Consider the following 26,583-nt stretch of genomic DNA (forward strand, 5'->3'; position numbering starts at 1 on the left):
CGCCATCAGCGAGGAAGATGGCCAAGCAGACGAGACAGTCTCTCGCCGACATCGCTCGCATCGTCAATGAGACCGACTACGGGGACTACCTGCTCAGTGTACTGCGCCCCCGACTGCCGGCCCCCATCATTTCACTGTTCGATGAGGACTTGCTTGCGGTCGGTGGCCTCCACCATCCGACGCCCAACGCCTATGTCACGCCCGTCGAGGAGGGCGGTTTTGCGATCGTGCTGCACACGGGTATGCGCGACCTTCTCTATCGCGTGACGCGGCTCATTGCGACTCACACACACAGCGGCTCCGCGAAGCCGGCCCGCTCCGTGCCCGATCTTCGAGACACCGCCCGCAGGCTCGCGGAAGTCTTCTGGTGGCTCCGAGAAACGCAACCCGCTCGCGTGTTCGGTCCTGAATATCCGATTAGCACGGAACAGATCAAGATTGCGGGGTTATTGACCATCGAATCGGGTCTGTTTCTTCTCGCTCACGAAATTGGCCACGTGATGTTTCACGGCAGCGATGGCGAGCTCGAAGCCAAACTCGGTACGGTCCGTGGATCTGCGCGGGAAGAAGAGCATGCGGCAGACGTTTTCGCGCTCCACCTCGTGTTGGGAATGGGGGCGAGTCAGCCGCGCATGTCTGTCGAGCGGCGCCTGTTTGCCTATGCGGGCGCCGAACTCGTGCTGCAAATCTATCGCGCGCTGGAGCAATTTCCGGGCCTATTGGGCGCGTCCGTTCACCCTCCTGCCGCCGAGCGCTTGGCACATATTCGCGCCCTCATGCGAGGCAAATGCCAGACCGAGGAGGATTGGGTCGCACTCTCCTCCATCGCACGCGCTTTCGATGCACTACTGACGCAGATGGTCGCGATCATCCAGGATCCCGGTGAACACACGCAGTTCTTCTCACGAGAGGCCGAGCGTCTGGCGACAGACTTCCAGACATTGCTCGAGCGCTGCAGTTTCGATGGACCGGATTACGCGACGTTTTATACCGAAGCGTCTCGACTGTTCGGCCAAGGCTACTCACACAAGTTCAGTGAGCAGATCGTCGAGATCGTCATGGCCCATGCCGAGGCCCTGCACATCGCCTCCGAGCCCCTCGCGTCTCACGCCTCAAACCCTTTGCAGCTCGAACGCACGTTTCGCAAGTTGAAGCTATTGTATGGCTTCGTGAGCCGCCTTCCGGAGCCAGCACGATCGCTCTTCGGCAGAGCATTTTCGCATCTGGAGCACCGCTAACGGGGACGGCAGGATTGATGCTGGGACGATCACCGCGGCCACGGGCGCTGCAGGCTGTGGCCGATCCACCAGAATGCGCAGACGTGCCCAAACACGATGGCTCCGCCGTCCTCATCACACGTTCGAGCGCACCGAAGCACTCAACACTGCGATGGTTTGCTCAACGAGCGGGTAGCTCACGCGTTCCTGTTCCAAACGCACGCGGTCCCCGAGTCGATTGTGCCGTAGGTCGTCATACAACGATCGCTCGTCGGGATCCAGACCAGCGAGATCCTCCACCACACGGGTCACACTCAGCTCTTCGGTCCAGAGCTCGCGATGACTCATGAGCGTCTCGCGATCCATTAGAAACGAACGTGCGTGCGCAACGTGCTGCCGCAGTCGGCTCAGGATCCCAAAGCCGTGCGTATCGATGTCGCCCCAGTAGTACAGCGGCCGAGTCGCAAGCCAAGGCAATGCCCGAAGCAGCTCGATGCCATAGCCCCCGCCGAAGATTGCAAGCGTGTGCGCACTCGCCGGCAGCGATAGAAAATTGACTTTGTTTTCGGTGACGATGAATCGATCGCACTCGGGCGCATGCGCGGCGAGCTCAGACACCGGGACCACGACATCGCTGAAACCCGCGAGGCGCCGAGCAGGATCGAGCCATCGAACCCGAATCGAGGGCTCCTCGAAGCGCAGACCATAGCGCCGCTCGAAGCCATGACTCGCAAGCCCACGAACGGCCTCATCGATGGCCTGCGCGGGGAGTAGACAATCGAGCCACATCGAAACGACGGCTCGATGGTTCTCCATGAATTTGCTATCGACCCCGGCAATGCCGAGCTCGCGCGCGAAGCGATTGGGGCGCGGATGGGTTTGAAAGTACGCGGCGATGCCCAGCAGCTGGGGCAGCAGGTCCGCCGAGGCGAGGGCCGCAAGCGGTCGTTCGGCCATCCAGTTCAGCATGCGCGGCGCCTGCGTCCGCACGCGCCGCGCCATCTCGATGAATCGATGCAACGCCTCGGTTTCATTGGCGCATTCGGCCAGATCCTCGATCGATTCGAACTCGATGCGCTCGGGTATCGTCAGTCGGCCGAGTTTCTGATGCGCCACCTCGCGATAGCGGATCGCATAGCCGGCCCCGCACACCGCTTTGCTCTCGGCATGGAGCCTCGCCACCGCCTCGCGCAACGAGGCGAACCGATCCAGCCACTCCTGCGCCGTGGGCTTGCGGAAGGGGATCGGGCACGGAAAGAACGAGCCTGCCTCCGGGGCGAATGCCTCGGCGTCCTCGGCGACAGCCGCCTCCCTCGAGGTTTTCACCGGCGGCGGCCCCATCGCCCCTGCCCCACCGGAGGCCGCCTCCGAAGCGATGAGCGCCGCGCGCAGTGGCCCACCACTGCTCCACAACCGTCGTGCACGCTCACGAATGTCTTGCGGTGAGATCACGAGATCCTTCGCATGGCTAGCCCACCGATGCGGCCTGCGACGAGAACTGCTCTTTGCGCTCTCGATACTGCTCGATCGTCAGCGTCTGCACCTGGGAGTTCGAGCCGCCTTCGTTGTGAACGAAATGGACCGCAGCGATGTAATCTTCGATCACTGCGATCTTCTGCAAGGGCGTCACGATCAACAGCTGCAAGTCGAGCCCGGCAAACAACTCGAGCCCATAGCGCGTGCTGTCATCGGAGCCCCGCCCGAACGCCTCATCGATGACGACGAAGCGGAAATGCCGCTGCCGCGCCTCGCTGTCGGCGAGCCCAAACTGATAGGCGAGCGCGGCGGCGAGAATCGTATAGGCGAGCTTCTCCTTCTGCCCGCCGGACTTGCCCGAGGAGTCGCGATAAAACTCGCGCTCGGCGTCATCGGCGCGCCAACGTTCCTTCGCGCCAAACTCGAACCAGTTTCGCACGTCCGCAACCTTCGCCCGCCAGCGCGCATCGAGATCCGCCTGCCCCTCCCGACCGTTCAAGCGCTCCACTAGCGCCTTGACCTGCAAAAACTTCTGCTCGCTGTAGAGTTCCGCCTGATCGCCGCCGCCACTGATGCATTCGCGCAGATCGGTCTGAAAATTGCGAACGTCCACGTCGGGCGCGGGCAGACTCACGAGTTCGATGTAGGTGCCGTGGATGCGGTCGTACTCGATGCTCGTGAGCGAGACGTTGATGGTGCGGATGCGCCGTTCGATGTCATCGCGCCGGCGCTGTAGATGCGCCTGAAACGCGGCCATGCCGTTGATCGTTTCCTTGTTCAGGAGCTCCTTGAAGCGCGCTCGGAAACGCGGCAGATCGTCCTCGCGCAGCGATGCGAGCTGCCGGCGATACTCGGTGAGCGCGGCGGTGCTCGCATCCATCTCGGTGGTTTCTGCGGGATACGCCGCCTTGTAGCGCTGCATCTGTTCGACGATTTTCTCCCGCAGCCGACTCGCCGTCCTCTCCTCGGCATCGATCCGTGCCTGCAGCGCCTCGCGCAGGGCTTTCTGCTGGGTGGGAAGCAAGCGCAGCTCGAGCGGCTGCTCGCCCAGCACCTGCGCGCACCACTGCGCCAGCAGCGCATCATTCGCGACAAACTCCTCCTGCGCAATCGTGGCGCGCTCCGCGAGCGCCGCCTCGCGCTCGGCGCGGGCGTCGTCCATCCGATCGGCAATGCCCCCGAGCTTGCGATCCGCCTCCCCGCGCTCATCGTCGGCACGTCTGTACTCTTCATCGAGCGCATCGCGGCGCTCGCGCAGCGTGCGCAGCAGGTCATCGGAGGTTTCGAGCGATCGTTTCTCATCTTCCAGACGTGCAATGAGCGATGCGGTGCCTCGCCAGTCGATGCGAGCGAAATCGGTGAGTTCGCGCAGGGCCTCCGCCACGCGCAGCTTGCGATCCTGCTCCTCCCTCTGAGCCTTGATGCGCGAGCGCTCCTCGTTGATCGCAACGAGCCGGCGCCGCACCTGCGCCCGTTCGGCACGCAGCAGCTCGAGCTTGGCCTGATTGTCCCATCCGAGCACATATCGGGTGCGATCGCCGATCCCATGCCGGTCATCCTTTTCGTGGCGGCGTTCGTTCGATTTGATCTGGCCGCTCGCCCTGAGCGCACGAGGCAGGCGATTGAACTCCTCGAGGCTCTCGCAACAGGCATAGTCGAAACTCTCGGCGAGTTCGCGGGCGAGGAATTCATGGAAGGCACTGTCGGGTTTGATCTCGATCTTTCTCACCACCGATTGCGTCGAGATCGAGCGCGCGGACGGGCGCACCGATGAGGCTCGGATGCGCAGATAGACGAGGCGGCCCTGCAGATGCGTGCGATCGACATAGTGACTCACTTGGGCATGGAGGGACTCCGGCACCAGCAGACTGAGCGCAAAGCCATGCAGCAGCCGCTCGATGGCGCCCTCCCAGTCCCGACTGGTATCGCGAACCTGAAGATGCTCACCGACGAACGGCAATTCCTCGGCATCGACGCCCAGGGCTGCAGCCAAGCTGTCGCGAATGCGAATGCTGGTGATCGGCAGGTTGTTCGCGCGCCCCTCGAGCGATCGTGTCTCCTCGGTGAGCTGTTTGTCTCGCTCGCTCGCAGTCACGAACTCCACGCCCTTGTCGACCGCCGCTCGATCGAGGCTCTGTCGTTGCGCCTCGATCTGCCCGCGTCGCTGCTCGGCTGCCCGCGTCGTGCCGAGAAAGGTCTCGAGCGTGTGTCCGGGGCGAAGCTCGAGCTGCGCGCAGGTTCGGCGGTAGTACTCATCGTCAGCGCGCTGACGGTCGCGCTCGGTTTGCCTCAGCCGGATCTCACGCTCCAACTCAGTGAGTCGATCGCCGCCTTGGCGCGCGATCGCGACTTGGAGATCGGCACGATCTCGCGCGAGCGCATCGACCCGAGCTTTGCATGCTGCGAGTCGCTGCTCCGTTTTGTCGCGCTCGAAGCTGAGATTCTCGAGGTATGCACCGAGGAGCACGATGCGATGACCGGCGAACCACGCCGCGAGCACCTCGCGCGCTCGTCGCTTGCTCGTCACCTCGGATTCCACCGCCTGCAGTTTGTCGCCATCGGCGACCAACGGCTCGAGCATCTCGATTTGGCTGCGTGCACGCACCACTGCATCGTGTGCGCGGCTCAGGTTCTCGAAATTGCCGATGAGCGCCCGGATGCGATCATCGGTATCGTCCGGCTCCAACATGTGATGTCGCACGAACTCGGTCAGATTGCCGACCGACTTCATCGAAACGGTCTGATAGAAGAGCTCGAGCGCCTGCGCGTGAGGGATCCCGAGCTCGCGGCGCAGTTGCGTTGCGTACTCCTCGAAACTCTCGAACGGCCTCTTCACGCGCTCGTCCGCGCGCAAGCGTTTCTTCAAGACCGCGAGGTCGGCACCGAACTCCGTGAAGTCATCGGCGATGCTGAGTGCGCCGGCGGCGACGACATAAAAGCGCTCCGGGGTCCGCTCACCGGGTCTCGTCCACAGCACGAGCGCGAGCGTCACCTCGCGGTTGGCAGCCGCGTCCGCAAACACCGCGAGAATGACGCTGTAGCAGTTCTCATCTCGCAGCGCTTGCGCCTGCGCGCTGCCGGTGTGCTCGTTCGAGACCGTGCGATACTCTCCGCGAACATAGGAGTACAACGAACGTTCGCGCGCTTCGGCACCGGCGGCACGGTTGTAGGTGATCTTGCGTGGCGGAACGAGCAGCGTGGTCATGGCATCGACGAGGGTCGATTTGCCGGAGCCAATGTCGCCCGTCAGCAGCGCATTCTCACCACCCGGCTCGATCCGCCAGATCCGGCCATGGAAGGTGCCCCAGTTCAACACCTCGAACCGTGCCAGGCGAAAGCCGGCCCGCGACGGCGGGCCGCTATGAGCTGCGCTGCGCGTAGTCACGGTAAGTCGACTCGAGATCCGCCAACCAATCGGCGTTGACGAACGCACGCAGAATCCGGCGTACTTCGAACAACACCGCGTCCCCTTCCTCGATCGAACGCAAAAAACCCAACTCGACGACGCGCGCCACGTGCCGATCGATCTGATCCTGGAGCTTCGCTTCGTTCGTCCCGACGGGAAGAAACACGCGCAGCATCTCGATGATCTGTTCACGGGTCAGCACCAGTTTGGTCTCACCACCGTGCGCATCGTGCTGTGCCAAGCGTTTGCGCAACAGCACCAGCAGCACACTCACGGGGTAACTCAACGGCCGACGAGGAATGAGCCTGCGCGGGGCGCCCGCCTCATCGGCCAACTCCTCGGTCTGGCGAACGTAGGCATACCCTTCAGCTTCGTCGATGACCAGATCCAGACCGAGCAGGCGCAAGTGATCGCGCGCCGCGCCCTGCAGCTTCAGCACCTCCCGCCACAATGGCGCGTCGACATCACCATAGACGACCCCTTTCAAGAGGCCGACCAGGACATCCGAGAGTTCGTTGCCCGCTCGATGACTATCCATGACGCTCGCGAATGAAGATCACCCGGCGCAGGCTAACCTGCTTCAATTCTCGCCGCTCGTCCCCGCCGCCTCGAGAGGCCCCAGAGGACACGATGAGCGTGTCCTCGACCGTCTCATCGACGGCGGCGCCCTCCTGCGCGGCAATCCTGAGATAAGTCACGATCTCGGCGATGCCCTGTTGCGGCGGATAGGCCCGCGCGACCTCAGCGAGTGTGACCTGCGATCGCGACTCGAGCAACGTCGCGATCTGGGATCGCAGTACGCCTTCATCCACGGTGGTCTGACGAAACAGCGCGCCAAAGTCGAGCTCTGCCACACCCGTCTCGATCGCTTCCAGATCCAATACCGGGTTGCGCGGCGGCCGGAATAGCGAGCGGCACAGGGACAGGTTCCATTCCGGCGCAAACCCCTCCATGTGCGCGACGTCTGGCGCCAGAGGTGGCGCCGCCTTGAGGGCGATGGCATGCGTCTCGATCTCATGAATGAGATCCAGGATACGCCGGTTTTCCAAGTGCACCTGGTCATCCACGAACCGTCGCAACTGATCGACGAGTTGCGCCACCGTCCCGTGCACCTTCTCACCAGCATCGAGCAGCAAGGAGGGGATGTTGTGCACGAAATCGTCCTCACGAGCCTCCTTTTGCAACGTCGAGAGGCCCTGCACCGCTCGTAGCCACTGCCTGAGTTCATCCTGTCGCACCGGCGACATCAGAAACTCCCAGAACGCCGTGAAGCTCTTACCCTGATCCGAGCGCTGGATGTGATCGGCCTCACCGAAGATGTCATCGAGCAGCGCACCCTTGGGCTGGGTGCTGACCGCGATGCGCTCGCGCATTTGCGCATCCAGCACGCGGAAGTTCTCCTCGATCTGGCGGAAGTCGGCCAGCAGGCGTCGCGCAGTCTCCGCGAGCTGCGCATGGCGTTCCTTGATTTGCGTGGGATCGAGCGGCCCCGTTCGTCCCTGACGCACGTGTTCGATTTCCTGCTCGATCTCATCGCGCCGCTTTTCCAAGTCGCGAACCCGCGCCGCCGGATCGGGCTCTGCGCCCACGGCGAGCTCTCGAAGCAGTTGAAACAGCGTCAGTAGGCGCGATTCGGTGCCGATGAATGGCTGAGGCGACAATGTTTGCAACCATTCGATGGCTCGTTCGGTCGCCGGCGTCAGATCGAATTCGGCCTCGGCCCCGGATTTCGGATAATACTTGCGCACATACGCTCGATTGGGCGCCGCCCACTCCTCCAGGTACTCACGCGCGGAGCGTGGATAGCGCTCCGGATACACCTCTCGCAGGTGATCCAAATAGCTGCTGAGCTGCGCGGTGATCTCGGGTGCCGAAATCGCGCGCCGGTTCGGGCGAATGAAGCTGATGATGAAAAAGCCGAGGATCAGTGGTGCATTGTCGGCCACGAGCACGCGCCATGCCGGATGGGATTGACGCATTCGATCGAGCGTGTCGTGATCCATGCCTCATTGTATCTTGATGCCAACAACTCCAGGCAACCCGCTAACGGCGCACACCGGGTCGAGGAAAGCCGGCAGGTCAAGGCGCCAGCGTGCCCGCGCCAACAGTGGGCGACGCAGTCGCGCATTCAACGTCGGTGTCCGCTCGCCTCAGGTGGATAGACACCTCAGAAAACGTTCCGGAGACCGCTTCATTTGCTCAACCGGCTAACGCTCCCACAGCTACGCTCCGATCACATACGAGTTTTTATGCTCATGCGTTCGAGCTGAGTATGCGCATCCGGACCGCGACATCACCGGGCAGGTGAAGAAATCTGGTAGCCCTCAGTGGCAAGCCGTGAGGGGATCGGCAACTGAAACTCACCGAATCACACCATCTGTGCAGCTTCGATGAGGATCTTGCCGGTCGGGATCTCCCAAATCCGGCAATCGCATCCACCGGTATTCCGCATCGGCGAATACGCGGCGGGCGAGCTTTCGTCATTTCGCCAAGTCGTGAGGATCCATCCCAATCAATCCAAGCACCTGCTGCTTCATCGCGACGTGCTTCTCTAGAGCCCTGAGGTCGTTGACTCGATTCTCATAGGAAATCAAATAGCCTTCGTTGACGCTACATTTGCGCTCGCTGACGACGTTGCCGTCACTTGCCACTTCCAGAGCGTCATATTCCTCAACCTCGTTTGCGCCCCGGCCGTGCGCCAAAAAAAAGGGCTTACCTGAAGCCACCATGTCATCCTTTACAACCCACGGACGGCTGGTCTCCGTAGAAAGGATGACCCAAGAGGAAGCTCCATCATCCCCCTCATCATCGATGCTCAGGTCAGTCCCGCTTTCAATCGCCGCTTGGTCTTCACGGCGACACCAAACACGCACCCACGTCTGTTCCACAGCTAAATTCCTCCGAGCAACGAAGACGAAATACTATCCAAGATTCGCTCTCGACCGCGAACTCATCGCGCTGTGGGATCATCGGTCGCGCCGCGTGAGCACATACTTCTGGGGTCCGCCCGACGCGCCGTCCCGCGCTCGCCCGAATGAATCCGCACCGGCCTGACTCTCAGAGCCTGCCCTCTCTCCGCTACGCCTCGAGCCATTCGATGCAAGTGAACTCCCTCGACGCCCTTGCGGTTCAGCTGTTGGGCTAAGAGCGCGGCCCCCACACGCCGCTCTTCCGAGGAAGAACATCCGCGGGCCGATGAAAAACTCCAATCCTTTCGCGTCCAGCCAGATCGATGTGCAGCCTCCGCCATGAACGCTCCTCTAGCGATCGCTCAGGAGGCCCGGCTGGCGCGCGGCCAGCGCGGAGGCAATCCACGCCTGAACCTCGTCGATGGACACAGAGACCGCTTCTCCGATCAAATTGCTCTCGGCGTCATAGACACCGCAGTCGATGAAGGCATCGCCATCCTGGGGTACGTCCCCTTCCCCGACCGTAAGTAAGAGGTGACCGCCGTCATCGAGGCGATACACGAGCGCCGCGCAGTTGCCGCCGGTACTCTCCTCTTTGAGGTTTGGGTAGATCGCACGGATGTCGCTGATGGTCGTCATCTCGAGATTCCTTACGGATCGGCGCGCGGGGATGGACGGTCCGACGCATTCCTCTGTCGAGTCCAACAGAATGGTAGCAAAAAAACGAGAGAATCTTCGTCGTCGTTTTCGAAAGACGGTGGCCTCGAGCTTCGTCGAGCGGAGGGTCGGGCAGCGCGGTGAACCCGTCACACCCGACGTTTTGGATCGGATGATCGAACGTGGACACCTTCGTGCGTTCGCCCGGCATGCCGATCACCGACAGACCACCTTGCCTCCGTATTGGGGTAACGCAGATCTTCCTTGGGATCGACGCACGCCATGATGGTTGATTGGAATCGCACGACGCCTCCCTTGCCCTGAGCTTCTTCGAGCCCTGTGTCATGCCGTGTCGCTGGCGAAACTATCTTTGCAGTTCGTCCCGCGAGCACCTCGCGTTTCCGAGGTTCACGCCCACCTCACTGAGTCTGATCGCACCGCCGTCGTCGGACCCTCATGGATGTTTCCTGTCGCGAGAACACGAAACAACCCGCCTCGGAAGGAAATATATGAAGCGTCGACGACGTTACGCCCATCATGAGGTGCTCGTCCATCGCGATCCGGTACACCCTCGCGAAGACGGGTCTCGAGCGCGACGGCGCGAACCCGTCCGCGCAATCCCCCGCCAAGTTGTGACATTGGAGCAGGCGCGCCGCGCTCGCAAGCGAACGTTTCCATGCAAAACGTTCGACACTCGACCCTCTCGCTCGCGCGCCGCGGCGCCCACCCAGAGAACGATGTCCACCGGCACGAGACAGACGGGCCCGACCAGCAACGCTAGACCGCAAAAGAGCTAACATGCTCGCCGCACACGCGAGGCTCGATCACACCTTCGCCTGGAGGCGTCTCGAGAACGTCGCGGAATCCTCTGCCCTGCCGCTTCGAGGACTTCATGATCAGGCACCTGCGCGCAGTGCGGGCACGTCCGCGGCCGATCGACGCAATGAGCGGCGCGTATGCGAGACGGCTGACCATGTGCGGCGACACTCTCTGCGCGAAACGCAGATCCGCCCTCGTACCGTAGGCTCACATGAACGCTTCGTGGCGAGGGCGAGGGGATCGATCGAGACAGACAGGACAGCGATTCACTGGGCGATGCGACGGTAGGTACGTGCGCCGGAACCCTCGATGAGGCGATGTGTCGAATCGAACGCCACCCGATCTGCGCGGTAGCGCATGCGGCTCGCGCGCTCTGCGTCCGAGCCGCACGGATTTGTTTCTTCTTCGATGGACGATTGCGTCGCGGAGAAATCCTATCGGGTCGACTGTCCCAAGGCGGCCAGCAACGTCTCGAACTGTGCGAGCGTCCGAGCAAGCTTCAATGACGATTCCGTCATCGAGCCGTCGATCGATTGGCTCGTGCCGCCGGCGCGCATCAAGGCGCCGCCTTCGGAGTCACGAACGACTTGGGTGCCGTTCGGCCGATGATCGAAGAACACAGCGTAACCCGTACGAAACCTCACGCTGATCAATGCGCCGCTCGCCGTATAGTCGACGCCAACGATGTCATTGATGTGTGGCCCCTGGGTGGCTTCGATCGAACGCACGCGCTGCCACGCGTCGTAGGTCACCGCGAACTCGCGGTTGCCCGCGTCCTCGAACGCGTGCGGGCGCCCCGTGCCATCGCGCGCCGTGACCGTGGCGAGCTTCGCGACCGGCTCCATCGTCGGGCGAGCCTGCGGCTCCGCGGCTGCCAGCATCGATGCAGCCAAGAGCCCCGCCACCATGATCCACCCGCTCGTCGCTGCACTCATACCAGTTCCTGTAGTTTTGGTCATTCGATGAGATTGATGGCAGGCAATGTCATCGCGGCACCGAATCGCTGCGAACGACGATATCATCGCCGCGGCCGCCCTCATCGATCCCGTTCTTGCCGATGGAATAGACGATGAAGGCCTCCGCCGTCTTCGCCGTCGCCTCGATGCGCCGATACACCGCTCGATGCTCCCAAGCATCGTTCAATGCGTATTCATCATCCAGGTAAGGCCCGACCAGCGCACTCAACCCCTCCGGATCAGAGGGAAGATGACCCCGGTCCTTCCGATAGATCAGCAGCGCGGTTCGTAGCAACTCGAGATCCTTCTGCGTCTGCTCTTCGGGCGGATGATTCAACCGCCCGCAGGCCACTCCCGAGCTCAGCAGCAAGGTGGCGGCGATCCCGTGCGCCCATCCAACACCGTGATATCCAGGTTTATTTGCAATCACAGGGCACCCGATTGCCAGCGTGTCGTGAGTCCCAATAGAGCAGTTCGATATCTGGAACATGATCGCTCGGCGTGCCCCACGTGGGCCCCGTTGGGTATCTGTGGCGCGCTACGAACTCATACTGAACCCGGTTGTAGATGCTGCTGTGATTGGCACTGAGCAGCCCGAAGGCATCCCAGGCTCCATCCTTCACTCCCTGCCACCATGAATCGGTACTGTGCATGGATTCATGAAACATCGTTTGCACCAGGTCATTGAACTGGTGGAAATCCAGAATCTTGCAACGCAAGTCCTTCGACAGCGACGTGACCCCCGTCCACTTGTCGGTCGATGCTCGAGCGCCCGGATTCGGATCATCGAACGAGTAGCCACCACGACGATCGATGTCTGGGAAATGAAGGTCGATATAGTCACTGATGATGTTCACGTCCTCTTCGGTGAGCCCCCACGGATCGAATCGCGACACGGGATTCTGCGAGACATAGCCGTAGGTGTTGATGCCCCCACCCAGCCCGAGCGGATCGCTCTGCACGTAGCGTCCGAGGCTCGGATCATAGTCACGATAGTTGTTGTAGTTGAGGCCCGTCTCCGCATCGAAGAGCTGCCCCGGAAACCGCAGATCGAACGTGAGTCCGTGCAAATATCCCGGGAAATACGAGGACACGGAGTCGACGCCGAAGGGTTCGGCGCGCCACGCCCACGTCATCTGGTTGCCACTCCATGGATCCGCGCGTGTCAGGCGGCGCGGCGTGTTTAGATGGTCGGTATGGACGTTGAAGAGCTCCGTGAAGCTCCACTCCACGTAGCCTTCCGGATCAAACAGCAACGTGTACAGCGCCGTCGCGACCGGAATGTCCTCCAACCAGAGGATCTGCTGATGCGTGTATCGGTCGCAGACGTCGCTTGCGGCGGCGTCGCGGAGGCATTTCTCGATCAGGTGGCCCTCCTCATCGTACACGTAGTGACCTCCGGTCAACTCCCCATTCATGCGCTTGGTCGTGCGTTGGCCACGGCCGTTGTAGCCATAGGTCGTCGCTCCCATGCTGCTCGCGATCATCCGACCCGCGCCATCGTAGGTAAAGTCGATCAACCCATCGCTCGTCAGGTTGCCAGCCGCATCGTAGGCATAGCTGCGACTGTGACTTCCCGTGATCGAGGTCAACTGATTGCTCGTCAGCGGATTATCGTACGTGTACGCGACCGCGTTCGTGCCCCCTTGCTGGGTGCGATTCCCATTGGCGTCATACGCGTACGTGCGACTCGCGCCCAGAAAGGCGCGTGACGCCCCGGTCAAGCGGTCCAGGTCGTCGTAGCCATAGGTCCACGAGGGCGCCATGTTGTAGGGAACGCTCCCGTCCGTGGTGATCGCCGTGATGCGACTCGCATCGTCGTAGGTGTACGTGGATTGCCCGTTGCTATCGATCAGCACGACGCGACCATCTTCATCGTACTCCCGAACCGCAAGCGTGCCATTGCCCCACGTCCAACCCAGTACCCGCCCGTCGGCGCCATAGAGCACGTTGGTGAGCACGGTCACTTCATTGGGATAGTGCGGATCCTCGATGCGCACGCGCATCGCTGAGATCCGCCCGGCGGCATCATGATCGTAGTAAACGTCGATGCCCCCCGGACGAACTTGGCGGCGGATCAGCCGGCCGTTCTCATAGATATAGTGCACCTCCCGGCGTTGCGTGAGGCCACCGGCGCCATGGGGGGGTGGTTTGCGCTTTCATCACGACGCGCCCGTGCACGTCATAGTCGTATTCAGTCAACCCGCCGGTATCGCTCATCGCGCACAGCCGCCCGATCCCGTTCATGCAGCCGTCGTACTGATACGTGACCGTGTGATCCAGATACACGATCTGGGTCACGCGATTCAACGCGTCGTAACTAAAAACACCCCGACCCACGGCTGCGCCGCGGGCATCCGTTCGGGTCGCAAGGTTGCCCGTCTCATCATAGGTGTTCGTGGTGATGCCCGTGTCGGGACTCACCTCCTCCAGCAGATCGCCCAGTGCGTTGTTGGAATAGGCGGTGACCAACCCTTTCGGATCCGTGACCGACAACAGTTGATCCAACTCGTCATAGGCGTACGCCGTGACGCCTGCGAGGGGATCGGTGACCGAGATCAATCGATTCAGTTCATCGTAGCCCCAGGCGACGTCGCGCCCGAGCGGCGCGAGCGCCGTGGTCCGATTGCCGTTGTCGTCATAGCCATACGTGGTCGTGACATTCGGGGTTCCCGCAGCGCCCATCAGCTGGTGTAGCCGGTTCGACGCATCGAACGCTCGCGTGCGATGACGGGTTCGCACGTTCGAGGCATCAAAGGCCGCCTCCTCGATCCTGTTTCCTTTCTCATCGAGCGTGTATTCGATGCGATTGCCCTCAGCGTCGCTGATCCGGGCGAGCCGGTGAGCCGAGTCATGCACATACTGCACGTAGCTTCCGTCGGGCCGCGTCACCTTTTTCAACAGGCCCGTCGGCCAGTATTCAAAGCTCGTCTGCTCCGTACCCACCAGTCGGGAGATGAGCCGCTGCCGCAGATCATACGCGAGCGTCGTCAGCACGCCGTTGGCATCCCTGAACGTGAGCGGCTGACCGTGGGCATCGTAGGTGTAGTACGTCGTCGCATGACCGGCAGCGTTCGTGATCTTGCGCACCCGGCCGCATCGATATCCACTCGTGCAGTCGTGGTAGAGAAAGGTCGTGATGTCCTGCACGTCGGTGCGTGGACCATCCATGGTGAGGACTTGGCCCAGACTGTTGTAGCTGTAGTTCCAGCTACGCGAGACGTTGCTCGCGGTGTCGAGCTCAGTACGGCTCAGTAGGTTTCCGTGTGCATCATAAACGAAGGTGGTGCGCTTGCCGGGCTCGTCGATCTGCGCGGGTAGGCGGAAACTTGGATGCCAGATCGTCGTGATGGAACGTGCCCGCGCGGTGCCGGAGGCCTCGGTGCGACTGGTTTCCAAATGGCGAGCGTTGAGCGAAAAGCTCGTCACAAACCCGCGGAAATCCGTCTTGCTCAGCACATCACCGTTGGTGTCGCGAGCGAACGCCGCGGTGGGACCGCACGTGGCACAGGGCGCGCCCGTGATGGAGGCGGCCTTGTAGACACCATCGATCAACGTGAAGCCGTGCGTTCGCTGCGTTCCCGCGGCATCGGTTTCGAGCGTGGATCCGTTCGCAAGGTACGAGAGCTCGATCCGATCGGCACCATTGGCATGCTCCGAGACGAACGCGCGCGAGGCGCTGTCGTACTCGAATGTCGCGAATCTCGTCCCACTCTCATCCAGGATGCCGGTCAGAAGCGACGTGGCTTGCGCGCCGAAGAGGTGTCCCGGCTCGTCATACACATACGTGCGCACGCCCGTGCCGGGATGGCTCACGGTGGAAAGACGACCTGATCCATCGTAGCCGTAGGCGATCACCGTGCCGGCGGGGTCGTGCAACTCGATCAGTCGGCCCTGCGTATCGTAAGCGAAGTTCAGTCCTCGACCGAAAGCATCGATCACCGCGACCAGACGACCGTCCGTACCGTAGGAGAGACTTTGGCTCATTCCGGATCGGGTCTGGAGCGAAGTCAGAGCGCCGCTTGCGTCATACAGCTCCGCCGAATCGTCTTCATTGACGACTCGCCAGCCGCCGCTCACTTCAACCAAGGATACGGCCACATCGCCGTCCGCTCTCCAAGCACCCGAGCTGTTCTCAAAATTCAGGACCGCCCCATCGGCCCGGGTGAGGCGAACCATTCGCACGCCGCCGCCCGTCGTTACCACCAGTCGTCGGTCGAACGTGCTGGTCCATCGCGGCCCGAGGATCCCACTGCCCTTGCCTCGACTGTTGTAATGCCTTTCGAACACCAGTGGAAACGGTCCTTGACCGAGGTAGTCCGTCTCTCGCTGATATTTGTTCCCCGTCGCAGTGTTGATGGGGTTTCCCGTCATGAGATTGCATTCATGGTCCCCCAGGTTTCGCTCGGTCTGCACCGTGTTCGGCTCACGCACGCAGTACGGCACCTGGCCGGTGGGCAAAGGTACCTGAAGCCGATATCCCCCCGAGCACGTCCAATAGTTGTTCCGATAGATGACATTGTGAATTGGCGCGGCCGGACCGAACGGCGCCAGCTCGCACATGCCTGTCATCGTATTCAAGTACGCCCCCCAAAGCTGGAACCCGGCGGTTCGCGTGTTGCGATACCACTCGCCCTCGATTCCTTGTGGACAAAATTTCTTCTTCTCGCGCACGCCACCGGTCGTGCCGGGATAGTCGGCGTAGGTGTTCACATCTTCGCCGTTGCCGCCGGACCAGATTTGAGTGCTACTGCCAGGCAAGGGCACCTGGCCGTCGTAGCGGTCCGGACATTCAGGCGTCTGATCCCTCGCAGCCATCCACCCTCTCGCGGCGTCCTCATACGAGCTGTAGCAGTATTCTTGCTGAGAGGCTTCGAGCCAGTAGTAATATTTGTACTCGCTCTTCTGCGCGCCGGCGTATGGCGTGGCTGCGGATGGAAGGCTCGTGAGCATCCCGTGGACCGCGATCATCCCCAGGACCATCGCGCCAATTCTGTTGTTCTTCATGATCAAACCAATCGTCAATCCATTTGAATCGTCACTACGAGCATCGACAACGGCGCACGCCGCAGCCTTGTCGCCGGATCCTCGTCGACGCGGACACCCTCGTCCGCAGTGAGTGCCATCTCCGGTCTACGATCAGCGCACGCACCGGTGCTCATCTCCGTGCGCTCGTTCGAACGATAGATATATTTACTGGTGATGGTTGCACATTTATGACTCGTGGCAGACGCAGCCACTCATCGACGGAAAGTGACGTCGCGAGGGCTCTCGGCGATACGGCGATCCCCTCGGTCCGTATCTCGCGCCGGCACGACGGTGAGAGGGTTTCGGACAGCTCACAGTGACGTGCCATGATCCCGTGACTCATCGTTTCCGACCAGGACCTTCCCGCGCCCGCATTCCTGCGATGGTTGAGAACGATGCGTGCCGATTGCTCTCGGAGCGAGGCCGGCCGGCTCAGGCAACTTCTGACGACTTGAGCCGTCGAATACGAGCATTCGGATCGATGCGGGGTTGTCCGGCGTTAGAATGAAGTTGGCTTCGTACTGAAGACAATCAAATGGCAATGGCAAGGATCAAAGCCCCTCGGCGATTCTCCGAGCACTTCGCCATAGACCCCGCGGTCCTCCGACACCGCGGTGCATTCGACCCCACGATAACGTCGACAGCGCTCCATTGGTGGACCCATTGCTCTTGCAAGGGAGCGGTCAGCCCGAGATGCAGCGAGCGTATGGTGAGTGGCAAACGCACTTTCGCGACGTGATAAGTCTATTGGCAGTATCCGACGAGCCCGATGACGCCGCCTGGAAGGCAGCCAGTCGTTTACTCAGTGGAACGGAGTTCAAGGGCACCTGCCTGGGTCATGGGGAACCGGAAGATGCGTGCACCCGAAAGTCCGCGACGACCTCCCCCGAGCTCACCGCGGCAGACCCTGCTCGCCCTCCGCGTGCCACATAGAGCCATTCGTCATAGTTCGCCGTCGTTCCTGCGAACGCGTTGGCACCGTGATCGACGAGCCAGCGAGCCAACTCCTCTGGCGAACGGCACACCGGCGACAAGGGTGTACCGTCAGTCACCTCTTCGTACATCTGATAGCCCAAACACTCGGTTTCAGACCACCGCGGCATGTAGTTCTGCGGGTCCGGCCGTTCTCCCACATATTCCGCATAGGTCAGGGCGCGAAGCTCCTCAGGGATGGGACGCCATTCATCCGATCCCAGATCGTGCTCCAGTCCTTCTTGCCACTTCGCGGCCTCCTCCTCCCAGCGGCGCACATGCCCCAGATAGTCAGCACCGTCGAGTAGCGGGATATAGCGCCCGCGCGCATCTTTGGGATGCACCCAATCCAAGGGCGCTCTTCTCACAACTCTACTCATCGTCCGATCCTACCTCGAGGGGAATGCCGAACAACGCTCCACACGACACCGGGTCGTTCACATTGAACGGCCGATCGTGAGCGACACCTATATACCACTCTCGGTGCGTCGCAAGGGTCACCGTCCCAAGCTATAGACCTCCGCAGGCAAAAAAGCACGTAGCGGTGTCCGTTATATCTTCCGACCGGATGTGAATAGAAACCAATCCCGTGAAGAATCGACTGCACCGAGCATGACCTCGGGCGTAGCCTCCCCTGAACAAAGGAGCAAAGGAAAGGAGCAAACGAAAGGAGCAAACGAAAGCAGGATAGCCGAGCGGCCGCCAATGGGTCACTTTGTGGTCTTCTTCGTCATGCTCGGCTTACGAGGCAAGCATGCGTGGCTCAATGTATGGAAGTCAGGCGCCTCCTCATCGGCTTGTAATCGCGTCCAGCGCCAAAGAATCCACCTGCGCCCGCAAATTCGCATACGCCCGCGCCAAATCCCGCTGCACCAATCTCGGCGTCATCCGATACGCCCTCGCAATCTCGTGATAACTCATCCCCTCATTCACATGCATCAAGAGCATCCGTTTCTGCCGCTCCGGCAACTTCTCCACCGCCGCCCTCACCTGCTTCACTAATTTCGTACTGACCGAACATTCCTTGTCACCCTCCTCCCCAAACTCGATCAACGCCTCCCGATCCGGTCCCTCACTCTGCAAATCCCCACGCACTTCATCCACCACGTTCGCCGCGACCAGCAGCACGAATCGCTGCGGCGATTTCACCAAGGTGGCTTCGTCATAACGCGACAAACGAACGAACACTTCTTCGGCAACGTCTTCGAGTTCAGTGGGCTGCGCTGGCGCATGGCGCGACAGCCAGCGACGAAGTGCGATCTCCCAGTTGGACGACCACTTCGATGGCTGGGCGACAACGACCGGTTCGCGCACCCTCACGAGGCCTAACTTCATTGCAGCTCACCCCCACCGCATCGCCGCTAAATGAACTTTATTCAGTTATATACCCCTCTGAGTGAACGTTAGTCAAATGAAAGGAGGCCGCTTTTGACGCCCACACGGTCGTGTGGCGAGCCGCCCACGGAAGACGCAATACGACTGCGTCTAAGAGCCAATCCAAGGTAGGAATGAAGAGTCTGGCGCGCTGGCGCCAAGACCACATTGCAGAGAAGCATCACGAATGAAATGTCGCCGACGGGCCAGAAAGGCAAGCGTCGGGCGCCACGAAAACCGTGGCGCAGCGAGGAGAAATCAGCGTCGCAGAATCCGCAGGACTTCTTCGAGCTCGACGCGGATCTGGCGCACGATCTGCTGGGCCTGCGTCAGATCATCACGCGCCTCATCGCCGCCCAGGCGATTGCGGGCACCGCCGATCGTGAAGCCCTGCTCATATAAAAGAGAGCGGATTTGTCGAATGACGAGCACATCTTGACGCTGGTAATAGCGCCGATTGCCGCGCCGCTTCACCGGCTTGAGCTGGGGAAACTCCTGCTCCCAATAGCGCAGCACGTGCGGCTTCACGCCGCACAGCTCGCTCACCTCGCCAATGGTGAAGTAGCGTTTGCCGGGAATCGCCGGCAGTTCGCTGTTATTGCCTGCTTCCAGCATACGCTTCGACTCGGGCTTTCAGTTTCTGGCCGGGGCGGAACGTCACCACGCGACGGGCGCTGATGGGGATCTCCTCGCCGGTCTTGGGGTTGCGTCCGGGGCGCTGGTTTTTATCACGCAAATCGAAGTTACCGAATCCGGAGAGTTTCACCTGCTCGCCGGTTGAGAGCGAGGCGCGCAGCTCCTCGAAAAACAGGTCCACCAGCTCGCGAGCCTCGCGCTTGTTGAGACCGAGCTGGTCGAACAATGCTTCTGCGATCTCCGCTTTGGTTAGTGCCATGCTGTGGTGTCCCGCTCATTGGTCCCGGAGGGTGGCGTTCAGCTGACGGCCCAGTTGTTCGACGACCTGCGCCACGAGGGCGTCGGCTTCGTTGTCCGTCAACGTCCGGGAAGTATCCTGTAAATGCAGGCCTAAGGCTATGCTTTTCTTGCCTTTCTGCAACTGCTGCCCCTGATAGACCGAGAGCACGGTCAGGCGCTTGAGTAGAGCCCCGGCACTTTGCTGCACCACCGCCCGAACCGCCTCAACGGGGAGGCCTTCGTCGACGATCGACGCAATATCGCGGCGGATGGCGGGGTATCGGGAGATCTCCTCGAACTCGGGGATCACGGCCGCAAGCCCTGCCGCGGTCTCGAGCTCAAAGACGAACACTGGATATGTCAAATCCAGCCGGCGCGAGTGCTCAGGATGGACACAGCCTAACCAGCCGACCGCGCGGTCGCCGCGGTAAATTCGCGCGGATTGCCCGGGATGCAGCGCGGGATGCACTTCCGCCTCGAAGCGAAATTCCTCCGAGGCCCCAGTCAACGCAATCAGTGCTTCGACATCCGCCTTCACATCGAAGAAGTCGACCTTGCGCGCCTCCGCGCCCCACTGCTCGGGGAGCACGGAGCCGGTCGCGACACCCGCGATCACTTCGGTCTCGCGATCCGCCGCGTAGCGACGCCCGACTTCGAACAGCCGAACGCGCGGCTGTTGGCGGCGTTGATTGCTGCCGAGCCCTTGGAGCAGGCCAGGCCACAACGACACGCGCATCACCGCGAGCTCCGCGGAGATCGCGTTGCTCAACGCGACCGGTGCTTCCGGACACAGCGAGGCCTGATATGCCTGGTCGGTGAACGCGTAATTGATGGCTTCCTGATAGCCACGATCGACGAGCAGATCGCTCGCACGCTCGTTACGCACGTGCGCTTCGGTCCAGGGCGCAGGTTCGTGCGTGCCGATCTCGGGGCTTTCAGGAATGTTCTCAAAGCCGTGCAGACGCGCGACTTCTTCGATCAGGTCCTCTTCGATGCGAACGTCGAAGCGCCAAGTCGGCGGTGTGACCTGCCACTCCGCACCACTGCCGCTCACGATCATGCCGAGCCGTTCGAGCAAGGACTTCACGATGGACGCGTCGATCTTGGCGCCGAGCACCTGCTCGACGCGAGCATGACGCAAGCGAATCAGCGCGGGCGCCGGGTAGTTGCGCGAGGCGCGCGTAACAACGAGCGGACCGGCCTTGCCGCCAGCGGCATCGAGCAGCAGCTGCGTCGCGCGCTCGACGGCACGCTCTTGCAGTTCGGGATCGACACCGCGCTCGAAGCGCTGGGACGCATCCGTGATCAATCCATAGCGACGACCGCGACCAGCCACGTCATTGGGATCGAAGAACGCACACTCAAAGAGCACATCGACGGTGCCCTCCGCGATGCCGGAATCCTCACCGCCCATGACGCCCGCCATGCCGAGGATGGAGCGCTCATCGGCAATCACGAGCACATCGGGCGTGAGCACGATCTCGCGGCCGTCGAGGAGCTTCAATTTCTCGTTCGCCTTCGCGAAGCGAACAGTAATACCGCCGCTCAATTTGCCAAGATCGTAGGCATGCATCGGCGCACCGAGCTCGAGCATCACGTAATTGGTGATATCGACGACGGCACTGATCGGACGCAAGCCCGCGCGACGCAGACGCTCCTGCATCCAGAACGGCGATGGCGTGTTCGCAACGATGCCGCGAACGACACGACCGACAAATTTGTAACAACCGATCGGCGCATCCGCCGTGGTGCCGGTCTCGATGCGAACCGGAAACGTATCGGTGATCGTGGCCGGCACCGGCTCGATCGCAGGCACATGCAATGGCTTGCCACGAGCGGCAGCGGCCTCGCGCGCGATGCCCTGCACGCTCATTGCATCGCCGCGATTCGGCGTCAGGTTCACTTCGAAAATGGTGTCATCGAGGCCGAGCGCTGCAACCAGATCTTGGCCAGGCTGCAACTGCGCCGGCAGGTCGTAGAGACCCGAGGCTTCCTCGTTGATGCCGAGCTCGCGCGCCGAGCACAGCATGCCGGCGGATTCGACCCCGCGCAGCTTCGCGCGTTTGATTTCGGTGCCGTTCGGCAACTTCGCACCGATGCTCGCAAGCGGCGCCTTCATGCCGACACGCACGTTCGGCGCGCCACACACGATCTGAAACTCTTCTTTGCCAGTGGACACGACGCAGACGTTCAACTTCTCGGCGTCCGGATGTTTGGTCACGGACTTCACTTCCCCGACCACGACGCCGGGAAGCTGCGGGCCCGCGGCAGCGATGCCTTCGATCTCGAGGCCCGCCATCGTCAAGGCGTGCGCGAGCGCCGGCACGTCCGTGCCCGTGTCCACCCAATCACGCAACCAGTTGAGGCTGATCTTCATCGCAGGCGTCCCAAGTCAATCAGTGGGCTTCAATCGGTGGCGTAACGTCAGGCGAACTGCTTCAAGAACCGCAGATCGTTCTCGAAGTACAGCCGGATGTCGTTCACGTTGTAGCGAAGCATGGTCAGTCGATCGATGCCCATGCCGAACGCGTAGCCGGTGTAACGCTCGGGATCGATGTTCACGGCCTTCAACACATTCGGATGCACGACACCGCAGCCGGACACTTCCACCCAGCCCGTTTGTTTGCAAACCCGGCAGCCCGAGCCGCCGCACGACACACAGGAAATATCGACCTCGGCCGAGGGCTCCGTGAACGGGAAGTATGACGGACGCAGGCGCATCTTCACGTCCTTCTCGAACAGTTCGCGCATGAATCCATGCAGGATCGCTTTCATGTTCGCGAACGTGATGCCCTCATCCACCACCAGGCCTTCGACCTGATGGAACATCGGGGTGTGCGTCATATCGGAGTCGTTGCGATAGACGCGACCTGGCGCGATCAGCCGAATCGGCGGCTTCTGCTGCTCCATCGAGCGCACCTGTACGGGCGAGGTATGGGTACGAAGCAGCCGGCCGTCCGGGAAATAAAACGTGTCGTGCATGGCACGCGCCGGATGATTCTCCGGGATGTTGAGCGCGCCGAAGTTGTGCCAGTCATCTTCGATCTCGGGACCGTCCGCGACCGTGAAGCCCGCGTTCCGAAAGATCTGCTCGATGCGACGACGCACGCGAGTGACGGGGTGTAAACCGCCAATCGTTTGTCCTCGGCCCGGCAACGTCACATCGACGGCATCGCTTGCGAGTTGTGCGGCGAGCTTCGCTGCGTCCAACGCCGCGCGACGCTCCTCGAGCGCCGTCGTCAATGTTTGTTTCGCTTCGTTGATCTTCGCACCGGCCGTGCGCCGGGCTTCCGGATCCATCGCGCCGAGTGACTTCAGCAGCTCGGTGACCGAGCCTTTCTTGCCGAGCAATCGAACGCGGATCTGCTCGAGATCATCGAGGCTGTCGCAGGCGGCGATCTCGGCGCGAGAAGCGTCGATGAGCGCGGGCAGATCAAGAACGGTGTCGGTCATGGCCTTGAGTTTTTCCGGTTCTATAGACGAATCGGGCGTCACTATGGACGCCCGATTCAATCAACTATCGAGCGTGGAGCCCGAGGATCAAGCCGCTTGTTTGAGCAGACTGTCCCGAGCCTTTTGCGCGATCACGCCAAACGCCGCCGGATCGTTCATCGCGATGTCGGCCAGCACCTTGCGGTCGATCGACAGACCCGCGAGGTTCAAGCCTGCGATCAGCTTGCTGTAAGACAAGCCATGAACGCGAGCCTCAGCATTGATACGAGTGATCCACAGCGCACGGAAGTTGCGCTTGTTGGTCTTGCGATCGCGATACGCATATTGGCCGGCCTTGATGACGGCCTGCTTCGCGGCGCGGAAGACTTTGCGACGGGCGTTGTAATAGCCCTTCGCCTTCTTGAGGATCTTCTTGTGACGGGCGCCCGCAATGACGCCTCTTTTAACGCGTGCCATGGTTTATCTCCTCACTTCGCGTTCGGGAGCAGCTGCTCCATACGGACCAGATCCTGCTTCGCGACCATCGAAGGCGCACGCAGCTGACGCTTACGCTTGCTCGGCTTCTTGGTGAGGATGTGACGACGATGCGCTTGGCCGCGCTTGAAACCTTTAGCAGTCTGGCGAAAACGCTTCGCCGCTGCCCGGTTGGTCTTCAACTTAGGCATTGAACTTCTCTACTGATTGTTAGCCTTTGAGGAACCCAGCCCACGTGAACCACATGGGGCTTAGCCCTGTCAGGCGGGACAGCGCCGACTTTTTAATGAGTCATTGCTGTTCGCTTGTTGTGCCCCCTGTTCTTACGAATTGGGGACACTTGGTTATTCGACGACCTACTTCTTCTTAGGTCCGAACATCATCACCATCTGCCGTCCTTCCATGAGCGGGTTCTGCTCGACCGTGGCGTACGGCGCCAGATCGTTCTGAACTCGCCCGAGCAATTCACGGCCGACTTCTTGATGAGCCATTTCACGGCCACGGAACCGCATGGTTACCTTGGCCTTGTCGCCCTCTTCCAGGAAGCGGATCAGATTACGCAGTTTGACCTGGTAATCGCCTTCCTCGGTGCCGGGGCGGAACTTCACTTCCTTGATCTGTATCTGCTTCTGCTTGCGCTTTGCTGCGTGGGCCTTCTTATTCTGTTCGAACAAGTACTTGCCAAAGTCCATGATGCGGCAGACCGGCGGCTCCGCCGTCGGTGATACCTCGACCAGGTCAAGCTCGGCTTCCTGCGCCATCTTCAACGCGTCGAAGCGGCTCATGACGCCCATCTGTTCGCCGTTCGCATCGATCACTCGCAACTGGGGCGAGTTGATTTCTTCGTTGCGTCGGACGCGTTTTCCTATGGGAGCAGCGATGCGTTATACCTCCAAACTAGTCCGGCCGCGGCTCGCGGCTTCTTCGGCAAGCTTCGCAGCCAACACCTCGACAGGCATGGCTCCGAGGTCTTTGCCACTACGCGTGCGCACGGCCAGAGAATTCGAACCTGCTTCGCGATCGCCCGCTACCAATAGGTAAGGCACCCGCTGCAGGGTGTGTTCGCGAATCTTAAAGCCGACTTTTTCATTGCGCAAGTCTGAAGTCACGCGAAGCCCCTGATTTTTCAGGACTTCAGTGACGCTCTGCACGTACTCGGCCTGGCCGTCCGTGATGTTCATCACCACGGCCTGCACCGGCGCGAGCCAGGTCGGCAGCTTGCCCGCGAAATGCTCGATCAAAATACCCGTGAAGCGCTCGAGCGACCCGAACATCGCCCGGTGCAACATCACCGGAGTGTGCTTCTGGCCGTCTTCGCCAATGTAGTGGGCGCCCAACCGGCCGGGCATGTTCAAGTCGACCTGCAGGGTGCCGCACTGCCAGTCCCGACCAATGGCGTCGCGAAGCACGAATTCAAGCTTCGGGCCGTAGAAGGCGCCCTCGCCCGGGTTCAACGTGTATTCGAGGCCGGCGGCGGTAACTGCTTGTTTGAGCGCGGCTTCCGACTGGTCCCAGACCTCGTCCGACCCCACCCGTTTTGGCGGCCGATCCGAGAACTTGATGCGCACGTCGGTGAAGCCGAAATCGGCATAGATGCCGAGAATTAGCTTGGTCAGGTTCACCGCTTCATCGAACAGCTGATCCATTGCGACGAAGCTGTGGCCGTCGTCCTGCGTGAACGCCCGGACGCGCATCAGGCCATGCAATGCGCCCGAGGGCTCATAGCGATGCACCTTGCCGAATTCGCAGAACCGCATCGGCAGGTCACGGTAGCTGCGCAGGCCCTGGTTGAAGATCTGCACGTGGCCCGGGCAGTTCATGGGCTTCAAGCAGAACTTCCGCTTCTCCACTTCGGTGAAGTACATGTTCTCGCCGAAGGTTGCGAGATGCCCCGAGGCATCCCACAGCTTCACGTCCATGACTTCCGGCCCGCTCACTTCCTGCCAGCCGGCGCGCCCTTGGTACTGACGCATGTAGGCGATCAGGGTCTGGAACAGCGTCCAGCCCTTCGGATGCCAGAACACGGCGCCCGGTGCTTCTTCCTGGAAGTGGAACAGATCCTGTTCCTTGCCGAGCTTGCGATGATCGCGCTTCTCGGCCTCTTCCAGGCGCGTGAGATAGGCCTTCAACGCCTTCTCATCGCCCCAGGCGGTACCGTAGATGCGCTGGAGCATTTCGTTGCGGGAGTCGCCGCGCCAGTAGGCGCCGGCCACCTTCATCAACTTAAAGGCCTTCAACTTGCCGGTGCTCGGCACGTGCGGGCCGCGGCACAGATCGACCCAGTCGCCCTGCCCGTACAGGCTGATGTCTTCCTTCTCCGGGATGCTCGCGATGATCTCGGCCTTATAGATCTCGCCCTGATCCTGGAAGAACTTGACCGCATCGTTCCGGCTCATCACCCGACGGCTCACCTTCTGATCGGCTTCCGAGAGCTCGTGCATGCGAGCTTCGATCGCGGTCAGATCCTCGGTCGTGAAGGGACGCTTGTAGGCGAAGTCATAGAAGAAACCGTCCTCGATGACTGGGCCGATGGTGACCTGGGCTTCGGGGAACAGCTGCTTCACGGCTTGCGCAAGCAAGTGCGCAGTCGAATGACGAATGACGTCAATGCCTTCGGCATCGCGGCTCGTGACGATCGCGAGGTGCGCGTCCTTGTCGATCAGATAAGAAGTATCGACGAGACGGCCATCGACCTTACCCGCAAGGGCCGCCTTGGCGAGACCCGCCCCGATGTCGGCAGCGACTTTCTCGACCGAGACCGGCTCTGCGTAGGTGCGCTGACTGCCGTCTGGCAGGGTGATTACAGGCATGAGACGAAGGAATTCAAGCCGTTAGAGGCAGAAAAAAGGACGCGCAGTATGCCCGGCCGCGGTATGGCAGGCAACCGCGAGACTGTAACGTCATCTGTCAGTAATGCTTGCCACCAT

The 26,583-nt window shown here is 61.3% G+C and carries 21 protein-coding genes; 1 reads left to right on the forward strand and 20 read right to left on the reverse strand.

Going from position 1 to position 26,583, the window contains the following annotated elements; all coding sequences use genetic code 11:
- Window positions 1-17: 17 nt before the first annotated feature.
- Window positions 18-1,238 carry a hypothetical protein gene (locus ACFPN2_RS28295; RefSeq protein ID WP_380602974.1) on the forward strand — a complete coding sequence of 407 codons (1,221 nt, stop codon included), beginning with the start codon at window positions 18-20 and terminating at the stop codon, window positions 1,236-1,238.
- Window positions 1,239-1,352: 114 nt separating this feature from the next.
- On the opposite strand, the gene ACFPN2_RS28300 is transcribed toward ACFPN2_RS28295, so the two are convergent.
- The 20 genes from ACFPN2_RS28300 to thrS form a co-directional block, all read right to left on the reverse strand.
- The gene (locus ACFPN2_RS28300) at window positions 1,353-2,669 is read right to left on the reverse strand and encodes a Wadjet anti-phage system protein JetD domain-containing protein (RefSeq protein WP_380602976.1); all 1,317 of its coding nucleotides are present in this window, start codon (window positions 2,667-2,669) and stop codon (window positions 1,353-1,355) included.
- 16 nt (window positions 2,670-2,685) lie between these two features.
- The gene (locus ACFPN2_RS28305) at window positions 2,686-6,078 is read right to left on the reverse strand and encodes an ATP-binding protein (protein ID WP_380602978.1); all 3,393 of its coding nucleotides are present in this window, start codon (window positions 6,076-6,078) and stop codon (window positions 2,686-2,688) included.
- A complete protein-coding gene (locus ACFPN2_RS28310) occupies window positions 6,053-6,637 on the reverse strand; it encodes a DUF4194 domain-containing protein (protein ID WP_380602980.1) in 585 nt (194 codons plus the stop codon). The genes ACFPN2_RS28305 and ACFPN2_RS28310 overlap by 26 nt, the downstream gene beginning before the upstream one ends.
- Entirely contained in the window at window positions 6,630-8,102 is a 1,473-nt protein-coding gene (locus ACFPN2_RS28315; RefSeq protein WP_380602981.1) for a DUF3375 domain-containing protein, read from the reverse strand. The genes ACFPN2_RS28310 and ACFPN2_RS28315 overlap by 8 nt, the downstream gene beginning before the upstream one ends.
- A 477-nt stretch (window positions 8,103-8,579) precedes the next feature.
- The gene (locus tag ACFPN2_RS28320; protein ID WP_380602983.1) at window positions 8,580-8,987 is read right to left on the reverse strand and encodes a hypothetical protein; all 408 of its coding nucleotides are present in this window, start codon (window positions 8,985-8,987) and stop codon (window positions 8,580-8,582) included.
- A 372-nt stretch (window positions 8,988-9,359) separates the two neighbouring features.
- Entirely contained in the window at window positions 9,360-9,647 is a 288-nt protein-coding gene (locus tag ACFPN2_RS28325) for a hypothetical protein (RefSeq protein ID WP_380602985.1), read from the reverse strand.
- A gap of 1,271 nt (window positions 9,648-10,918) precedes the next feature.
- A complete protein-coding gene (locus ACFPN2_RS28330) occupies window positions 10,919-11,419 on the reverse strand; it encodes a hypothetical protein (RefSeq protein ID WP_380602987.1) in 501 nt (166 codons plus the stop codon).
- Window positions 11,420-11,468: 49 nt separating this feature from the next.
- The gene (locus ACFPN2_RS28335) at window positions 11,469-11,870 is read right to left on the reverse strand and encodes a type II secretion system protein GspG (RefSeq protein ID WP_380602989.1); all 402 of its coding nucleotides are present in this window, start codon (window positions 11,868-11,870) and stop codon (window positions 11,469-11,471) included.
- Window positions 11,857-13,548, reverse strand: a complete 1,692-nt coding sequence (locus ACFPN2_RS28340; protein WP_380602991.1) for an RHS repeat-associated core domain-containing protein — start codon at window positions 13,546-13,548, stop codon at window positions 11,857-11,859. Before ACFPN2_RS28340 ends, ACFPN2_RS28335 begins: the two co-directional genes overlap by 14 nt.
- Window positions 13,532-16,447 carry a DUF6531 domain-containing protein gene (locus ACFPN2_RS28345; protein ID WP_380602993.1) on the reverse strand — a complete coding sequence of 972 codons (2,916 nt, stop codon included), beginning with the start codon at window positions 16,445-16,447 and terminating at the stop codon, window positions 13,532-13,534. Before ACFPN2_RS28345 ends, ACFPN2_RS28340 begins: the two co-directional genes overlap by 17 nt.
- 857 nt (window positions 16,448-17,304) lie before the next feature.
- Complete coding sequence (locus ACFPN2_RS28350; RefSeq protein WP_380602994.1) at window positions 17,305-17,793, reverse strand: hypothetical protein; 489 nt, start codon at window positions 17,791-17,793, stop codon at window positions 17,305-17,307.
- 436 nt (window positions 17,794-18,229) lie between these two features.
- Window positions 18,230-18,775, reverse strand: coding sequence for an RNA polymerase sigma factor (locus ACFPN2_RS28355; RefSeq protein WP_380602996.1), 546 nt, complete (start codon window positions 18,773-18,775; stop codon window positions 18,230-18,232).
- A 297-nt stretch (window positions 18,776-19,072) separates the two neighbouring features.
- Window positions 19,073-19,429, reverse strand: coding sequence for a MerR family transcriptional regulator (locus tag ACFPN2_RS28360; RefSeq protein WP_129777477.1), 357 nt, complete (start codon window positions 19,427-19,429; stop codon window positions 19,073-19,075).
- Entirely contained in the window at window positions 19,410-19,709 is a 300-nt protein-coding gene (ihfA, locus tag ACFPN2_RS28365) for an integration host factor subunit alpha (RefSeq protein WP_066919939.1), read from the reverse strand. The genes ACFPN2_RS28360 and ihfA overlap by 20 nt, the downstream gene beginning before the upstream one ends.
- 15 nt (window positions 19,710-19,724) lie before the next feature.
- On the reverse strand, window positions 19,725-22,106 hold the full coding sequence (pheT, locus tag ACFPN2_RS28370) for a phenylalanine--tRNA ligase subunit beta (RefSeq protein WP_380602999.1): 2,382 nt from the start codon (window positions 22,104-22,106) through the stop codon (window positions 19,725-19,727).
- A gap of 47 nt (window positions 22,107-22,153) precedes the next feature.
- On the reverse strand, window positions 22,154-23,182 hold the full coding sequence (gene pheS, locus ACFPN2_RS28375) for a phenylalanine--tRNA ligase subunit alpha (RefSeq protein ID WP_380603001.1): 1,029 nt from the start codon (window positions 23,180-23,182) through the stop codon (window positions 22,154-22,156).
- Window positions 23,183-23,269: 87 nt separating this feature from the next.
- Window positions 23,270-23,638, reverse strand: coding sequence for a 50S ribosomal protein L20 (gene rplT / locus ACFPN2_RS28380; protein ID WP_129777480.1), 369 nt, complete (start codon window positions 23,636-23,638; stop codon window positions 23,270-23,272).
- Between the two features lie 11 nt (window positions 23,639-23,649).
- Window positions 23,650-23,847 (reverse strand): 50S ribosomal protein L35, encoded by a 198-nt coding sequence (gene rpmI / locus ACFPN2_RS28385; RefSeq protein WP_380603003.1) that lies wholly within the window; start codon window positions 23,845-23,847, stop codon window positions 23,650-23,652.
- A gap of 165 nt (window positions 23,848-24,012) precedes the next feature.
- Window positions 24,013-24,537, reverse strand: coding sequence for a translation initiation factor IF-3 (gene infC, locus ACFPN2_RS28390; RefSeq protein ID WP_380606662.1), 525 nt, complete (start codon window positions 24,535-24,537; stop codon window positions 24,013-24,015).
- A gap of 3 nt (window positions 24,538-24,540) precedes the next feature.
- Window positions 24,541-26,466: a threonine--tRNA ligase gene (gene thrS / locus ACFPN2_RS28395; RefSeq protein WP_380603005.1), complete on the reverse strand. Its 1,926-nt coding sequence runs from the start codon at window positions 26,464-26,466 to the stop codon at window positions 24,541-24,543.
- Window positions 26,467-26,583: the final 117 nt, after the last annotated feature.

This window comes from Steroidobacter flavus, assembly GCF_042651805.1.
GTDB lineage: Bacteria > Pseudomonadota > Gammaproteobacteria > Steroidobacterales > Steroidobacteraceae > Steroidobacter > Steroidobacter flavus.

Bases quoted from the DNA above. Each gene is read 5' to 3' on its own strand.
- pheT (WP_380602999.1), bottom strand. From the start codon at position 22,106: ATGAAGATCAGCCTCAACTGGTTGCGTGATTGGGTGGACACGGGCACG.
- ACFPN2_RS28310 (WP_380602980.1), bottom strand. From the start codon at position 6,637: ATGGATAGTCATCGAGCGGGCAACGAACTCTCGGATGTCCTGGTCGGC.
- rpmI (WP_380603003.1), bottom strand. From the start codon at position 23,847: ATGCCTAAGTTGAAGACCAACCGGGCAGCGGCGAAGCGTTTTCGCCAG.
- ACFPN2_RS28315 (WP_380602981.1), bottom strand. From the start codon at position 8,102: ATGGATCACGACACGCTCGATCGAATGCGTCAATCCCATCCGGCATGG.
- ACFPN2_RS28325 (WP_380602985.1), bottom strand. From the start codon at position 9,647: ATGACGACCATCAGCGACATCCGTGCGATCTACCCAAACCTCAAAGAG.
- ACFPN2_RS28345 (WP_380602993.1), bottom strand. From the start codon at position 16,447: ATGAAGAACAACAGAATTGGCGCGATGGTCCTGGGGATGATCGCGGTC.
- ACFPN2_RS28355 (WP_380602996.1), bottom strand. From the start codon at position 18,775: ATGAAGTTAGGCCTCGTGAGGGTGCGCGAACCGGTCGTTGTCGCCCAG.
- ihfA (WP_066919939.1), bottom strand. From the start codon at position 19,709: ATGGCACTAACCAAAGCGGAGATCGCAGAAGCATTGTTCGACCAGCTC.
- thrS (WP_380603005.1), bottom strand. From the start codon at position 26,466: ATGCCTGTAATCACCCTGCCAGACGGCAGTCAGCGCACCTACGCAGAG.
- ACFPN2_RS28360 (WP_129777477.1), bottom strand. From the start codon at position 19,429: ATGCTGGAAGCAGGCAATAACAGCGAACTGCCGGCGATTCCCGGCAAA.
- ACFPN2_RS28330 (WP_380602987.1), bottom strand. From the start codon at position 11,419: ATGAGTGCAGCGACGAGCGGGTGGATCATGGTGGCGGGGCTCTTGGCT.
- rplT (WP_129777480.1), bottom strand. From the start codon at position 23,638: ATGGCACGCGTTAAAAGAGGCGTCATTGCGGGCGCCCGTCACAAGAAG.
- pheS (WP_380603001.1), bottom strand. From the start codon at position 23,182: ATGACCGACACCGTTCTTGATCTGCCCGCGCTCATCGACGCTTCTCGC.
- ACFPN2_RS28295 (WP_380602974.1), top strand. From the start codon at position 18: ATGGCCAAGCAGACGAGACAGTCTCTCGCCGACATCGCTCGCATCGTC.